Raw genomic sequence first — 14,453 nt, forward strand, 5'->3', positions numbered from 1 at the left:
TATCTGGAAAACTCCATTTTTTTGCTCTATAATAAAATGGACAAATTGTTTATAAAAAAACATTATGTAGGAGGTAAAACAATGGATACAACTGACCGTAAGCTTTTACAGATTCTGCACGAAAATTCACGTATTTCAATCGTTGAGTTGTCTCAAAAAGTCAATTTAAGTCGTCCTAGTGTGAAAGAACGGATCAATAAGTTAGTTGAGCAAGGTATTATCACAAACTTTACGATCCAAGTTTCAATGCAACATATCAAACAAAGTATTACTTTTTTTACGGAGTTGAGCCAAGTAACGACTCCTGTTGAAAAAACAGTAGCACTCCTAAAACATAATCCTTATGTAAATGAAGTTCATATAGTCAGTGGAGAGGTAAATTATTTAGTGAAAGCAACTGTCACTAACACTACTGAAATGAAAGATTTACTAGCAAATTGGATGCAATTCGCCAATGTCAAAAGTTCGATTGTACTGGAGAGTCCAGTAGAAAATCATTTACATCTAGAGGTAGATCAGTAGCAGGCCCTTTTTAATAACCATCTGTTTATATCTTTAGTCAAAACACACCCGTTTGTGATGAAAATCACTAAATGTACAAAAAAAAGAGCCAATGAAATCACTAGCTCTCTTCTTATACGTATTATTCCTCTATTCGACAAACTCAAACTCGTATTCACCGATTCGGACAATATCTCCATCTTTTGCACCACGAGCGCGTAATGCTTCATCAATTCCCATACCACGTAATTGACGTGCAAATCGCATCACACTTTCATCGTGTTCAAAATTCGTCATTTGGAATAATTTTTCCAATGAATCTCCAGATAAAATCCACGTTGCATCAGAATCACGATCGATTGTAAATTCTGGTCCTTCAGGTTGGAAACCATAATGAACCGTATCTTCAACAATTTCTTCCTCATATAACGGGAATTCAGGCGTTACATCGATCAAATCAGCTGTTGCATTAAGCAAAGGTTCGATCCCTTTACGTGAAACACCAGATATTGGGAAAATAGGTAGGTGATCCGCGTATTCATCTGTCCGCTCTTCTTCGATTTTCTCTTTGAATTTCTTTAAATTTTCTTCTGCTTCAGGCATATCCATTTTATTCGCCACGATGATTTGCGGACGTTCCATTAAACGCATGTTATGAGAGGCTAACTCTTTATTGATAGCTAGATAATCTTCATAAGGATCGCGCCCTTCCATTCCGCTCATATCAATGACATGTAAAATAACTCTTGTCCGTTCAATGTGGCGTAAAAACTGTGTACCTAGTCCAACCCCTTGAGAGGCACCTTCGATCAAACCTGGTAAATCAGCTGCAGCAAAACTACGTCCGTCACTTGTTGATACCATTCCAAGATTCGGAACTAAGGTTGTAAAGTGATAGGCCCCAATTTTAGGACGTGCTGATGAAATAACAGATAACAAAGTAGATTTTCCAACTGATGGAAAACCAACTAATCCCACATCAGCTAACACTTTTAATTCTAATTCGATTTTTCTTTCTTGACCGGGTTCGCCATTTTCAGCAATTTCAGGGGCTGGATTTTTAGCAGAAGCAAAACGGATATTACCGCGCCCGCCGCGTCCACCTTTGGCTACGGTTAGAGTTTGACCATTTTCAATTAAATCACCGATCAATGTGCCTGTCTCAGCATCACGAACTGTTGTACCTGGTGGAACTTTTACAAAGGTATTCTCAGAACCACGGCCGTGCATTCCTTTACTCATACCATTTTCACCGGGCTGTGCCTTAAAATGTCGATTAAAACGGAAATCCATCAGTGTACGTAATCCTTCTTCTACAACAAGAATCACATCTCCTCCTTGACCACCATCACCTCCGGCTGGTCCGCCATCCGGTACATACTTTTCTCTACGAAAGGCAACCATTCCATCTCCGCCCTTACCGGCTTTGACATCGATTGTTACCTGATCTAAAAACATGGACATATTTTGTCCTCCTATCTTAAAGAACTTGGAATATTGCATCTCTTATTAAAAATAAAAGAAATCAATCTCACCATTTCTTCAGGTTTTACATTTTTAACAACTTTAGTTGTTTGCATGATTTCGCTTTTCAATAACATTCTCAGTTTGAAAGCCTTTCTTATTGTAAAGGTTAAACCTGATTTTGTCTAGCCAAATTGGCTTTTGTGAACTAGAATAGTAAGCTACTATAGAGACAGCAATAGCTACAGTTCTTGCACTCCTAATAGAAACAACTCTAATCAAGTTAAACGAATACAGTAAAAATCTCTCGTTGAAAGACAAGATTTTTGACAAAAATTTGAAATGCGTTCATGCTACTAGTATAGCGTAAGTCAGCGTTTTTTTAAATACATGATTAAATAATGTTATTTAATGTAACGTTGTCTAAAGCTAAAATTGTGTCTCATGGATATAATTTAGTTGTGGCTCTAACAGCTCATTAAGCATTTAATTTTAAGGAGGAAATTTAGTATGACAGTAAAAGTAGGAATTAATGGATTTGGACGCATTGGCCGTCTTGCATTCCGTCGCATCAAAGAAGTTTCCGATGATATTGAAGTTGTTGCAATCAATGATTTGACAAGTCCGACAATGTTAGCTCAATTACTACAATTTGATTCAACTCATGGCACTTATCCTGGAAACGTAACAGCAACAGATGATTCCATTGTAGTAGATGGGGAGAAAACAAAAGTTTACGCAGAAGCTGACGCCAGCAAATTGAAATGGGTGGAAAAAAACGATGTGGACATTGTTTTAGAATGTACTGGTTTTTACACTTCTGAAGCAAAAGCACAAGCCCATTTAGACGCAGGCGCAAAACGAGTCGTCATTTCAGCACCTGCTGGAGACATGAAGACAATTGTTTACAATGTTAATGATGACACCTTGACACCAGAAGACAAAATAATCTCTGCTGGCTCATGTACAACAAACTGTTTAGCTCCTATGGCCTTTTTCTTAAATAATGAGTTTGGTATTGAAGTTGGTACAATGACAACGGTTCATGCGTATACCTCTACTCAAATGTTACTTGATGGTCCGGTAAAAGGTGGTAATTTGCGAGCTGCTCGTTCTGCCGCTGACAATACGATACCTCATTCGACTGGTGCTGCCAAAGCAATAGGATTAGTTATTCCAGAATTAAACGGAAAACTACAAGGGCATGCGCAACGTGTCCCCGTTGTTGATGGCTCCTTAACAGAATTAGTTTCTATTTTAAAAACAAAAGTAACTGCTGATCAAGTGAATGAAGCAATGAAAAAACAAACCGTTGACAATCCTTCTTTCGGCTATGATGATCGTGAAATCGTATCTGGTGATGTCATTGGAACAACAGAAGGGTCTATTTTCGACCCCACCCAAACAGAAGTAACAACCTCTGGTGATTTCCAATTAGTCAAAACTGTCGCTTGGTATGATAATGAATATGGCTTTACTTGCCAAATGATTCGTTTATTAGAAAAGTTTGCTAATTTGTAAAAATAATCAATAATAGTATGAAAAATTGTGTGGGCTAGAAGAGTTTTACTCCGATAAATAAGCTTCTAGCTCACCGTTGACTCGTATGTATTGAGACTGAGATGTGACTCGTAGAGTTGTGTCTCAGCCTTAATGCATACGAGTATTTTCAATTTAGTAATCAAATCAAGCATGTTCAGCAATATATTTCACTAATCCCTCTGTCTCATCCCATCCTAAACATGGATCCGTAATCGATTGGCCAAAGACTTTCCCATCCGCATCTTGACGACCACTTTCAAGGAAACTTTCAATCATAAAACCTCGTACCCAGCGCTTCATGTCGTCATTCCAAGAGCGATTAAACAACGTTTCTTTGACGATCCTAATTTGTTCTTTATATTGTTTCCCTGAATTATCGTGATTCGTATCAATGACAATAAACGGATTTTTATAGTTACCAGCTTTATAAAGGTCAACAACTTTTAGCAACTCTTCATAGTGATAATTTGGGATATTCTCATTATATTCATTCAAACCACCTCTTAACACAATATGGGCTAATGGATTAGAACTAGATTCTACTTCAAGTCCGTTGAAAATAAATTCTTGTTTTTGCTGTGCGGCATATAATGAGTGAAACAATACGTTTAAATTACCACTAGTTGGATTCTTCATTCCCGTTGGTTGGTCGATTCCACTAGCAACAAAACGATGTTGCTGATCTTCCACGGAACGAGCGCCAACAGCGATATAACTGACAAGGTCTTGAACAAATTCTAAATTTTCGGGATAGAGCATTTCATCCGCAGTTGTCAAACCAGTTTCACTGATAACTCGATTATGCAAACTGCGTACAGCAGCAATTCCTTTGATTAAATTGCTTTCTCCTTCTGGGTTTTGCTGATGCAATAAGCCTTTATAGCCGTCGCCATTTGTTCTAGGCTTATTCGTATAAACTCGAGGGACCATAAAAATTTTATCTTCGACTATTTCTTGCAGTTTGGCTAAGCGAGTGACATATTCCATTACAGCATCTTCATTATGCGCTGAGCAAGGACCGATCACTAAAAGAATCTTTTCACTTTTGCCTTCGATTATATCTTTTAATTCCTGATCACGAACGGCCTTTTTCTTGTCTTGTTCGGGCGTTAATTTAGATAATGATTTGACTTGTTTAAGATTGATTGGTTCACTTAATGCCTTAAAGCTCATATGATTACTTCCCTTCATTTTTATAATCAACAATAAAAAATGATCCCAACTAAGATAAAAAAAGCCTCGTCCTCTTCATTTCTGAAAAGGACGAGACCAAATGATCCGCGTTACCACCTTTGTTTTCAATCAGCTTACACTCATTGACTTGTCAGGTACATCTTTATACCCTGCCACTATAACGGATGTGCGTAACCGTCACAGCCTACTCAATTCGGTGTGAAGTTCAAAGAGGAATTCAGATACCTTGGGTTTGTGCGCCTCTCAACAGCCGGCTACTTTCTGTACACCTGTATTATCTTACTAGTTCTTATCAAGACTTTTATTGTTTATTGAAGTCATTGTATGAGATTCCTAAAGACTTGTCAACCTTTTTCAAAAAAGAGTGTCTAATCAACAACTGAATGTCCTGATGTAACAGCATCACTCGGTTGATTTTTCTTTTTTTGTTGACACTCATGGCAAATACCATGGAAGGTTAAGCGATGGTCTTTTACCATAAAATGGTAACGTTGTTCAATCACTTGTTCCACTTCACCTAATAAATCCTCTTCGACTTCTTCTATATTTCCACATTCTAAACATAACAGATGATGGTGGAAATGCTTTGCTCCCTCTTTGCGTAGGTCATAACGTGCTAAGCCGTCATTAAAGCTTACCTTGTCCACGACTTTTAAGTCAGTTAAAATTTCTAATGTTCGATAAACAGTTGCCAAACCAATCTCTGGACTTTTTTGTTTTACTAAAAAGTAAATTTCCTCTGCTGATAAATGATCTTTTTCATTTTCGAGCAATACCAAAACGGTAGCTTCTCGTTGAGGCGTCAGTTTGAAACCAGATTCATGCAATTGTTGTTTTGTTTTTTTTAAAGCAGCAGTAGAATCCATAAATGCAGCCCCTTATTTAGAATGATTTTAATCTAAAATCACAAATCCTGATCTTATATTATAATAAGTATAAAATAACTCTAAAACATTTGCAAGTGATTCTCAATTAGAATAAAAAACAATTATTTTTCTGACTGATCTTCTTTTAAAATGGTGAATCCAGCTTCTTGAATAATTTTTCCTTGCTTCATCAAATTACCGATTGCACGTTTAAACTGAGCTTTGCTTATACCAAATGTTTGCTTGATCTCATCTGGATTTGATTTATCCGTAAATGGAATTTTATGATCAGAAGCTCTTTCTAAAAAGGTTAATATCATTGCAGCATCATCGCTGATTGCTTCGTATGCACGAGGTTTCAAAGAAATATTCAATATACCATCTGGACGTACTCCGATGACACGTCCGTTCACTTTTTCACCTAAACGAGGTTCTTGGTACCGTTCTGAAGGATGAATAAATGCAATATAAAAATCATCAGTCAATACGAATGAACCAATCATTTTCAAACGATAGACGATGCCACTGATATTCTCATTTTTTAACTCTTCTGTTCCAGGTTTAGCCATAGCTTTAAAGATTTTCTCATCTGCTAATTCGCCCCAGATTCGTTCTTTATTATCAACTTTTAAAGCAACCATTAGCTGATCGCCTTTTTTAGGCCATAATTCACGCATTACAGGTAGTTCATCCAAAGACACAACAACATCCTTATCTTTTAAACCAATGTCCACAAAGGCTCCTAAATCGCGTCTTGTACCTGTTACCGTCCCAAATGCATATTGTCCTATACGAGCTGTAGGAATGGTTGTTGTCATCTCCGGCTCTTGTTTTTGATTCATATAACCGAAGCCTTCTACTGCTTCACCGATTTCATGCGTACCTTCTTCTTTCGATAATCGCAAAGTAATGCCATTTTTTTGTAAAAAGTAGTGACTTTCATTCTCGTCGATCACTAATGCTGTAAAAATTTGTGCTAATAATTCGTTCATCTTTTTCTCCTTCTGGCACTTAGCCTAAAAAAATACGTAATAGTGCAATCGTAACAATTCCTACTACAACTGTCTTCATCAAATCCTTTGTACGAATAGCAACAAGTAAAGTAGGAATACAACTTAACGCTTCTAACGTTTTTACTTTAGGAAAGCCTGTTGCCTGAACCTCTAAAATACTCTGAAATAAGAGTGCCGTCAAGATACAAATTGGAATATATGATAAAAAGCGAAGAAACCAATCCGGAAAATCTACTCGTTTTGAAATTAAAAAAGGAAAAATCCGTGGAATCCAAGTAACGATTGAACATCCTAAAATCGTCAGTAAAATATAATTGCTACTCATGATGATTCACCATCCCAACTGTACATCCTAAAAGTGTCGCGAATAAAACAGAAAGTTCTGGCGAAAAAAAGCCCATAAATAAATATAGTGACAAACAAACTGTACCTAAAACAATCAGTGTTTCTTTCGTGTATTTCTTCATAGGTCCATCAACTTGTAAAATAAATAATCCTGCAAACATTGCGACTAGGGCGAAATCCAAGCCTAATAGATATGGGTCCGGAATCCACGTCCCCAACAAACCACCTACGATCGTTGACAGAATCCAAGTTAAGTAAGCAGTTATATTCAATCCGTGGGTCCAAGCGGAACTGACTCTATGGTTAGTCGACAACGCTGTCATAAGTACACCATATGATTCATCTGTCAAGAGAGTTCCGATCCCGATACTTGTAATCAGAGGTTCTTTCTTAAAATAGGAAGCGACTGACATACTCATCAAAAAGTGACGTAAATTGACTAAAAAAGTCGTGAAAATAATGGCTGAAATCGGTGACTGGATTGCCAACATTCCACAAATGATGAATTGTGCTCCACCGGCATAAACTAAAATCGACATCAGCGCGATCTCAACAAGTGAAAGACCTACATTTTTACCAACTACCCCCACCGCAATACCAATACCCAAATACCCTAAAATTGTCGGTACGCAAGCATTTACACCTTCTCTAAAGGTTATATATTCTCTTTTTTCCATACATTTCTCCTTGTACTGAAATCAATCGTCATTGATTTTTTGATTTAATCCGGAAGGACAACGAAGGTTAAACAAACGTATTTATTCCGATTTAAAAGGTCTGAGATACAACTCAAAGAGTTATGTCTCAGACCCACCTTCCTTCTCAGAAAGCGTTATTTTTATCTTCCTGCGTTTCTTGATGCGTTTCCTTTGAACCAGCCAGTTTTTGCATTGATTGTGACTAGATACTGATTGTCTGATCCATATAAATTATAGTATCCTTCTCCATTAATGATTCTCGCTGGTTGTAAGGAATAGCCGCCTGCAGTGATATAGCCGCGTTCAATACAGGTCGCAATCACTTTTTCCTGAACACCAGGAGCCCAACTCCATGCAGGATTACTCATATCACTAACATCCGCTGCGTTGACTGAGTACACAGGATCCGTGTAAATACCTTGAGCGTTTGGAGATGAAAACGTATTTGAATCTGGCTGCACACCAGTCGTTGTTTCCGCATTATTTCCTTGGTCGTCCGTCGCAGCTGTTTCATTTGTTTCAGCTGGCGTTTGATTTACATATGCTTGTTGTTGTGAAGCAATCGCTGCTTCTGTATCCGTCAATAATTTATCCGCTTTGACCAACGTTTCGCTAAGTGGTTTACGGAGTGTGTCACTTTTTACTTTGTCCACTTCTGATTTTGCAGTAGCATAATTTTCTCTTGTCAAAGCATCAGTTAGTTCATTATTTTTATAAAATACATCAACTGCTGCTTTAGCTTTTTGTAATTGATCATATTGGCTCACAGCTTGATCTGTTGCTTGATTTAGCAATTGATCAAACGCATCTTTTTCTTCACGTTTACTAAGATCAACTTTTTTATCCGCTTTAATGGCTACATCTTTTAATTTGTTTCCATCAATGATTGGTTCAGCAAATAATTCGTTTACTTTTGTAATCGCAGCTTGTTTATCTGTGACTTTTTTATAAAGAGTCTCTAAATTTTTGTAACTGGAATCTTCTTTCAGTGTGTCTAAATTTTCCTTGATAGTCTTTGGCGCAACACTCACCATTTCTGGTTTCAAGAATAGTTGTTTGTCATCTGTAAAATAGCTTTTTAATTCTTTTTCAGTCTGTTCAGCTAATTTTTCTTGTTTTTGCGCGACTTGGGTGCCTGTTGACGATTTCTTTTGTGACTGACTATAGGCAAACCATGAGCCTCCTGCAAGTACAACAACTGCCGCTAAAATGATTGACATTTTTTTATAGTTTTTACCTGTCGTTGTGTTTACAGGCTCAGTTTTTATTTCTTTTGTTGGCGTTGCTTCGTCCAGAGGCTTCTTAAACTGATTTTTAGCAGATTTAGCTTCTTCTGAATCTTTAAAGAAAATAGGTGCTTCATCCATTTCAATCTCTTCTGGCTTTTTACTTTTTGATGGGATCTCGGATGTATCACTAGGCAAAGCTTTAGGGCCAATAGTTTTTGCTTCTGCAGAATTGTCTGCGGGTTTCGTAAATTTTGTAATTTCTTCTTTTGGTATCTGATTATTTACTTTTTCTGTCTCAGTATCCGTCGCTTCTGTTTTTTTATCTGACTCATTTGATTTCACTTCATCTTGTCCTTTGTCTTTTGATTTCGATTCTTCATCAATTGTTACAGATTCCTCTTCTAATTCTGATTTTTCATCGATTTCTACAGTCTTTTTTGTTTCAGTTGGTGTTTTCGAAATCGATTTATCATTTTTATGTTCATTGATGTACTGATCCAAAGCAGCAGTATTTACAAGTTCATCTGTTCTATTATCGGATGAATTAACGCTGTTTTCAGTTTCATCTATCTTTTCTTTTTCATCATCAATGGATATTTCACTATTTTTTTCGTCCGGTTGTTGTTCATTAAACATTGTCATTACATGGCCAATACTCATATCTTTTAGTTCTGACCATTCAATATTTTCGTTTTCTTCTTTATTCAAAAAATTAGAAGTATCCTCTGTTTTTTTATCTTTGGTATTATTTTCTGTTTTTTTGTCTTCAATTATTTTTTTATCTTTAAAGGAATAACCACATTCGGGACAGACCTTTTCTTGATTGTCTAACTCTGTTCCGCAATTCGGACATTGTTTCGTCATTCATTCCGCCTCACATTCTACACATTCGTAAATCTAATCTACCATAAAATCACGTTTCTTCCAATATGTACTATCTAACTTTTTTGTTACGATTGTTAAAAACAGCCCTTTCCGAAAGAAATCGAAAAGAGCTGTTCAAATGTTTCAAAAAATCTTCTTATTCTAGAAAATCTTTTAATTGTTTAGAACGAGATGGATGGCGTAATTTGCGTAATGCTTTCGCTTCGATTTGACGAATCCGTTCGCGAGTCACACCAAACACTTTACCAACCTCTTCCAATGTTCTTGTACGACCATCGTCTAAACCAAAACGTAAACGTAGTACATTTTCTTCACGGTCAGTCAGGGTATCAAGTACATCTTCTAGTTGTTCTTTCAGCAATTCGTAAGCTGCATGTTCAGCAGGACTTGTTGCATCTTGATCTTCAATGAAATCCCCAAGATGAGAGTCATCTTCTTCACCAATTGGTGTTTCCAATGAAACTGGTTCTTGAGCAATTTTCAAGATTTCACGAACTTTTTCAGTTGGTAGGTCCATTTCTGCACCGATTTCTTCCGGTGTTGGTTCCCGACCAAGATCTTGCAGTAATTGACGTTGAATACGGATCAATTTATTGATTGTTTCAACCATATGCACAGGAATACGGATCGTTCTAGCTTGGTCAGCGATTGCACGAGTGATTGCTTGACGAATCCACCAAGTAGCATAAGTTGAAAACTTAAATCCTTTGCGATAATCAAATTTTTCAACGGCCTTCATTAAACCCATATTTCCTTCTTGAATCAAATCAAGAAATTGCATACCACGACCAACATAACGTTTTGCAATTGAAACAACTAATCGCAAGTTAGCTTCTGCTAAACGTTGTTTCGCTTCTTGGTCGCCTTCTTCGATTTTTAAAGCTAATTCTACTTCTTCTGCTGCCGTTAATAATTGAACACGTCCGATTTCTTTCAAATACATACGAACAGGGTCATTGATCTTAACACCAGTCGGGGCAGATAAATCTTCCATTTGGGCTTTTTCAGCAACTTTTTCGTCTTTTTTTAGACTATGTTCACTCGGATCACCATTTTCATCAACGACACTGATGCCAGCATCTTCAACTTTTTGGATCAGCTTTTCCATTTCATCGGCATTCAATGTAAATGGTGTTGCTAATGTGTTTGTTAAATCATCGTAAAAAACATTGCCTTTAGGCTTGTTTTCTTTGATAAAGGCTGCCAATGCAGCTGCATATTTTTTTTCTGTTTCTTTTTCCATGAAAGAAGGCCCCCTTCATTTTTCCATTCGGTTAAATATATAAATAATAGTCAAATACATCATCTAAAAATTAAGACAGTATACGACTTTTTTGCAATTGTTTGACTAGATTTATCACTTCAATCGATAGTTCATCTACTACCTGCTTATTCCCTAAACGTTCTGCTTCTTTTTTTTGCCGTTGTTTTTCTTTAATCTGATCTTCTAAGCTAGAATTTTCGATTACTCTTATAACATCGGCAATTTCACGATCCGAACTCTCTTCAGAAATTGTCTGTAAAGAAATATCAATCGCTAATTTCTTAATCGTTTCTTCCTTTAGATAATCAATAAAATCAGCAAGTAAAAACTCAGAATGAATACTCATGTAACTATCTAATAACAAGTAAAGCTCCTGGTAATGATCATGGGCAAAATTAAACTCTGGCAGCTGAACGACTTGATTTCTGACGCTTTGTTCATTCATTAAACGATACAACAATGTGCGCTCTGCTTTCTCTACTTGTGTCAACGGTAATTTATTTTCGACCGACGGAGGAGTAGTACTCTCTTCTAGCATCTCCGGTGGCTCCAACATATCGTCGATCTCGTAAATTTGTGGCGGTCGTGCTGTTTGTTGCTGGCGTTCCCTTCTCTTAGTAGAGCGTTGTTGCGTTTCTAGCTGCTTTAATTGCTCTTCTAGGGAATGAAATGATAACTGAAACTCTTGTGCTAACTGATTCAAATACCGATCTCGTTCTAATGGTGATTGCACCAAAAGCAATTCTTGCAGTAAATCATTCACATAATCCAGTTGTTCTTTTTCATTGTTCATATTGCGATTTAAACGATGGTAGTGCATTTTAAAACTAAAAACAGTTTCACGACCATGAAGTGCTAACTCGCGAAATGAATCGCTACCGTATTTTCTTAAATACTCATCTGGATCCAGTTTTTCAGGAATACTGACGATACTTAATTGAAAACGACTATGCTCACTCAACAAAGAAATAGCACGATTTGTCGCTTCTACTCCAGCTGTATCACCATCGTAACAAACCACAAGTTCTTTCGCTACACGTTCAAGTTTACGGATCTGTTCATTAGTCAAACTAGTCCCCATAGAAGCGACGCCACTCGTGATTCCTGCTTGCCAAGCTGCGATAACATCCATAAACCCTTCAAATAAAAAGACAGTATTTTCTTTTCTGATTTCTTTACGTGCTTTATCAAAGTTAAACAAGGTATCTCTTTTATTAAACAAATTAGTTTCCGGACTATTTAAATACTTCGGCATATCGTCCCCTGGAAAATCTTCTGTTTTAAGTAATCTTCCTGAAAAAGCTATTACATTCCCACGATCATCAGTGATTGGAAACATGACACGTTGGTAAAAACGATCCAAAAACTCACCATTGTCCCGTTGTATGAACAATCCAGACTCTTTGGATAACTGTTCTGCTACTTCTTCGTTTTGAAATACTTGGCTTAAAAAATCACGTTTTTGAGGAGCAAATCCAATTTTAAATGTTTCAATGAGCTCTTTAGTCAAACCACGCTCTATTAAATAATTTAACGCAGGTTCACCAATTTGCGTGTTCATCAAAACATGATGGTATAAATCCGCAGCTTTTTTATGCAGTTCGATCAATTTTCGATTCTGTACGTTTTCTGATGCCTCTGACTCCATTGTATTGACCCAGTCGATATTGACAGGTATTTGTTCTAATTCAGCCACTCTTCGTACGGACTCTGGAAAAGTGATTCCTTCTATTTCCTGCAGAAAATTAAAAACAGTTCCACCTTTTCCACAGCCAAAGCAATGAAAAATTTGCTTGTCTTCTGCTACTGAAAATGAAGGGGAACGTTCTTCATGAAACGGACAAAGACCCATATAATTCTTACCGGATTTCTTCAATTGAACATATTGTCCAACCACATCAACGATATTCGTACGTTGTCTCACTTCCTCGATGACTTCTTGAGGAATTCTTTGTGCCACTGTTCTCACCTCCAAAATAGCAAAACGCTAATTTATGCGATAGTCAGTAAAAAAGCACTGAAAACTTCAGCGCGACTTTCAAAAGACACAATTACACATCTTTCATTGTATCATACTAAACATAATTTTCAAGTAAATTGCACTCTTATTTTCATAAACCTTGGATTTTATTAAAAAAGGTTTACATAAAATAAATATGCTAATCTGAATTAGTTTAAGAAAACAAAAAAACAGATAACGTTCATCTGCTTTTTCTGTCAATTTTGTAGATTACTCCACACCATATTTATAATTACTCTTTACTATCTTGTGCATCCCACAACTCTTTAACTACAGGAATATTCCCTAGTTCTGTCATGTTGCTTGGTAGGATAACTGTATTTGTGTCACTTCTAACAACTTGTTTAAATGCTTCTATTCCCAAATAAGCCAAGGCCTGTTCATTTAAGTCACTTTCCTTAATTGCTTGATTCAAGGCTAAAATGCGCTGTCTCTCAGCTTCTGTTGTTATACGAATTCTTTCTGCTTCAGCATCCGCATCAATCTTTGTTCGTTCAGCACGTGCTTCGGCATCAATTTTCGTTTGTTTTGCACGCGCTTCAGCATCGATCTGCATTTGCGATGCATTCGCTTCAGAGTCTAATATAATGGATTGTTTTCTACCCTCTGAAATTGTAATCGTAGACTCTTTATCACGACTGGCTGTAATCAATTTATTCATTGAGTTAACAATTTCATCGGATACTGAAATTTCACCGATATTAATACGGTCAATCGATAATCCGTAACCTGCTGTAATATCTTTGACGCTTTCAAATAAGCTTACGTTAATCTCTTCTGTTCCATTAAGCACTTCATTCAAGTCCATTTTCCCGATGATTCCACGTAGATTTGACTGACAATCTTGAATCATAGATGTAACAGAATCTTCATTATCATAAACAAATGCACGAACATCCGTCACATGATATTTGATTGCTTCATCAACCTCTACGATTACGTTATCACGAGTAATCACACTTTGTGATTCGATTTCCAAAGGCGTTTGTTTCAATGATACTTTACCTCTTACCTTGTAGAGTACCGGAATTAGAAAATGTAGTCCAGGATCGATTGTTTTAACATATTTACCAAAACTTTCAACGATTTTTACTTCACCTTGCTGGACAATGATCACCATTTTTGAAATAAGAACCAAAATTAGAACAAGAATAATCATAAAAATTAGAATATTAAGGATTATCAATATAATTCACATCACTTTCGAATAAGTAGTTGTTTACAGTTACAAATAATTCGGTACTTGAAAAATCCACGACTTCCAACATCGCCCCCTTTTCAGGGATGCCGTTTATTACACGATACATGTATGGACTGCCGTATATTCGGATGACGCCGTTAAAATTATCTGTTTGGGACCGAAAACATTTTCCGATAGTCTTGCGCATTTGATATTCTCCGCTCATAAATACCTCTCCCTATTTTTCACACT

The 14,453-nt window shown here is 36.7% G+C and carries 13 protein-coding genes and 1 other annotated feature; of the genes, 2 read left to right on the forward strand and 11 right to left on the reverse strand.

Annotated elements, in window-relative coordinates; genetic code table 11:
- Nucleotides 1–81 precede the first annotated feature (81 nt).
- Complete coding sequence (locus AC1PU0_RS08840; protein WP_069653144.1) at nt 82–522, forward strand: Lrp/AsnC family transcriptional regulator; 441 nt, start codon at nt 82–84, stop codon at nt 520–522.
- Nucleotides 523–651: 129 nt separating this feature from the next.
- Here AC1PU0_RS08840 and obgE read toward each other — a convergent pair whose 3' ends face one another.
- Nucleotides 652–1,965: a GTPase ObgE gene (gene obgE / locus AC1PU0_RS08845; protein WP_069653143.1), complete on the reverse strand. Its 1,314-nt coding sequence runs from the start codon at nt 1,963–1,965 to the stop codon at nt 652–654.
- A gap of 510 nt (nt 1,966–2,475) precedes the next feature.
- Here obgE and gap point away from each other — a divergent pair.
- The gene (gene gap / locus AC1PU0_RS08850; protein ID WP_479998207.1) at nt 2,476–3,486 is read left to right on the forward strand and encodes a type I glyceraldehyde-3-phosphate dehydrogenase; all 1,011 of its coding nucleotides are present in this window, start codon (nt 2,476–2,478) and stop codon (nt 3,484–3,486) included.
- A 165-nt stretch (nt 3,487–3,651) separates the two neighbouring features.
- Here gap and AC1PU0_RS08855 read toward each other — a convergent pair whose 3' ends face one another.
- From AC1PU0_RS08855 to AC1PU0_RS08900, 10 genes are all read right to left on the reverse strand, one after another.
- Nucleotides 3,652–4,680 (reverse strand): 3-deoxy-7-phosphoheptulonate synthase, encoded by a 1,029-nt coding sequence (locus AC1PU0_RS08855; RefSeq protein ID WP_479998209.1) that lies wholly within the window; start codon nt 4,678–4,680, stop codon nt 3,652–3,654.
- Nucleotides 4,681–4,763: 83 nt separating this feature from the next.
- Nucleotides 4,764–5,006 (reverse strand) — a binding site (T-box leader).
- Nucleotides 5,007–5,069: 63 nt separating this feature from the next.
- Nucleotides 5,070–5,567 (reverse strand): ferric iron uptake transcriptional regulator, encoded by a 498-nt coding sequence (fur, locus tag AC1PU0_RS08860; RefSeq protein ID WP_069653140.1) that lies wholly within the window; start codon nt 5,565–5,567, stop codon nt 5,070–5,072.
- 122 nt (nt 5,568–5,689) lie between these two features.
- Nucleotides 5,690–6,559, reverse strand: coding sequence for a CvfB family protein (locus tag AC1PU0_RS08865; RefSeq protein WP_206850216.1), 870 nt, complete (start codon nt 6,557–6,559; stop codon nt 5,690–5,692).
- A gap of 19 nt (nt 6,560–6,578) precedes the next feature.
- Nucleotides 6,579–6,905: an AzlD domain-containing protein gene (locus AC1PU0_RS08870; RefSeq protein ID WP_069653138.1), complete on the reverse strand. Its 327-nt coding sequence runs from the start codon at nt 6,903–6,905 to the stop codon at nt 6,579–6,581.
- Nucleotides 6,898–7,602, reverse strand: coding sequence for an AzlC family ABC transporter permease (locus tag AC1PU0_RS08875; RefSeq protein WP_206850214.1), 705 nt, complete (start codon nt 7,600–7,602; stop codon nt 6,898–6,900). Before AC1PU0_RS08875 ends, AC1PU0_RS08870 begins: the two co-directional genes overlap by 8 nt.
- 161 nt (nt 7,603–7,763) lie before the next feature.
- Nucleotides 7,764–9,716 carry a cell division site-positioning protein MapZ family protein gene (locus AC1PU0_RS08880; RefSeq protein WP_479998210.1) on the reverse strand — a complete coding sequence of 651 codons (1,953 nt, stop codon included), beginning with the start codon at nt 9,714–9,716 and terminating at the stop codon, nt 7,764–7,766.
- A 157-nt stretch (nt 9,717–9,873) separates the two neighbouring features.
- On the reverse strand, nt 9,874–10,980 hold the full coding sequence (gene rpoD, locus AC1PU0_RS08885; protein ID WP_069653135.1) for an RNA polymerase sigma factor RpoD: 1,107 nt from the start codon (nt 10,978–10,980) through the stop codon (nt 9,874–9,876).
- 70 nt (nt 10,981–11,050) lie between these two features.
- Complete coding sequence (gene dnaG / locus AC1PU0_RS08890) at nt 11,051–12,961, reverse strand: DNA primase (protein ID WP_206850210.1); 1,911 nt, start codon at nt 12,959–12,961, stop codon at nt 11,051–11,053.
- A gap of 292 nt (nt 12,962–13,253) precedes the next feature.
- Nucleotides 13,254–14,141 (reverse strand): SPFH domain-containing protein, encoded by an 888-nt coding sequence (locus AC1PU0_RS08895; protein WP_373681194.1) that lies wholly within the window; start codon nt 14,139–14,141, stop codon nt 13,254–13,256.
- Between the two features lie 52 nt (nt 14,142–14,193).
- Entirely contained in the window at nt 14,194–14,427 is a 234-nt protein-coding gene (locus AC1PU0_RS08900; RefSeq protein WP_084013189.1) for a hypothetical protein, read from the reverse strand.
- Nucleotides 14,428–14,453 lie beyond the last annotated feature (26 nt).

Source organism: Enterococcus sp. XAF26B05_ASV22 (assembly GCF_056727285.1).

Excerpts from the sequence above, each read along its gene's own strand:
- AC1PU0_RS08855 (WP_479998209.1), bottom strand. The coding sequence starts at position 4,680 with ATGAGCTTTAAGGCATTAAGTGAACCAATCAATCTTAAACAAGTCAAA.
- AC1PU0_RS08900 (WP_084013189.1), bottom strand. The coding sequence starts at position 14,427 with ATGAGCGGAGAATATCAAATGCGCAAGACTATCGGAAAATGTTTTCGG.
- fur (WP_069653140.1), bottom strand. The coding sequence starts at position 5,567 with ATGGATTCTACTGCTGCTTTAAAAAAAACAAAACAACAATTGCATGAA.
- gap (WP_479998207.1), top strand. The coding sequence starts at position 2,476 with ATGACAGTAAAAGTAGGAATTAATGGATTTGGACGCATTGGCCGTCTT.
- AC1PU0_RS08840 (WP_069653144.1), top strand. The coding sequence starts at position 82 with ATGGATACAACTGACCGTAAGCTTTTACAGATTCTGCACGAAAATTCA.
- AC1PU0_RS08865 (WP_206850216.1), bottom strand. The coding sequence starts at position 6,559 with ATGAACGAATTATTAGCACAAATTTTTACAGCATTAGTGATCGACGAG.
- AC1PU0_RS08895 (WP_373681194.1), bottom strand. The coding sequence starts at position 14,141 with ATGGTGATCATTGTCCAGCAAGGTGAAGTAAAAATCGTTGAAAGTTTT.
- AC1PU0_RS08880 (WP_479998210.1), bottom strand. The coding sequence starts at position 9,716 with ATGACGAAACAATGTCCGAATTGCGGAACAGAGTTAGACAATCAAGAA.
- AC1PU0_RS08870 (WP_069653138.1), bottom strand. The coding sequence starts at position 6,905 with ATGAGTAGCAATTATATTTTACTGACGATTTTAGGATGTTCAATCGTT.
- obgE (WP_069653143.1), bottom strand. The coding sequence starts at position 1,965 with ATGTCCATGTTTTTAGATCAGGTAACAATCGATGTCAAAGCCGGTAAG.
- rpoD (WP_069653135.1), bottom strand. The coding sequence starts at position 10,980 with ATGGAAAAAGAAACAGAAAAAAAATATGCAGCTGCATTGGCAGCCTTT.
- AC1PU0_RS08875 (WP_206850214.1), bottom strand. The coding sequence starts at position 7,602 with ATGGAAAAAAGAGAATATATAACCTTTAGAGAAGGTGTAAATGCTTGC.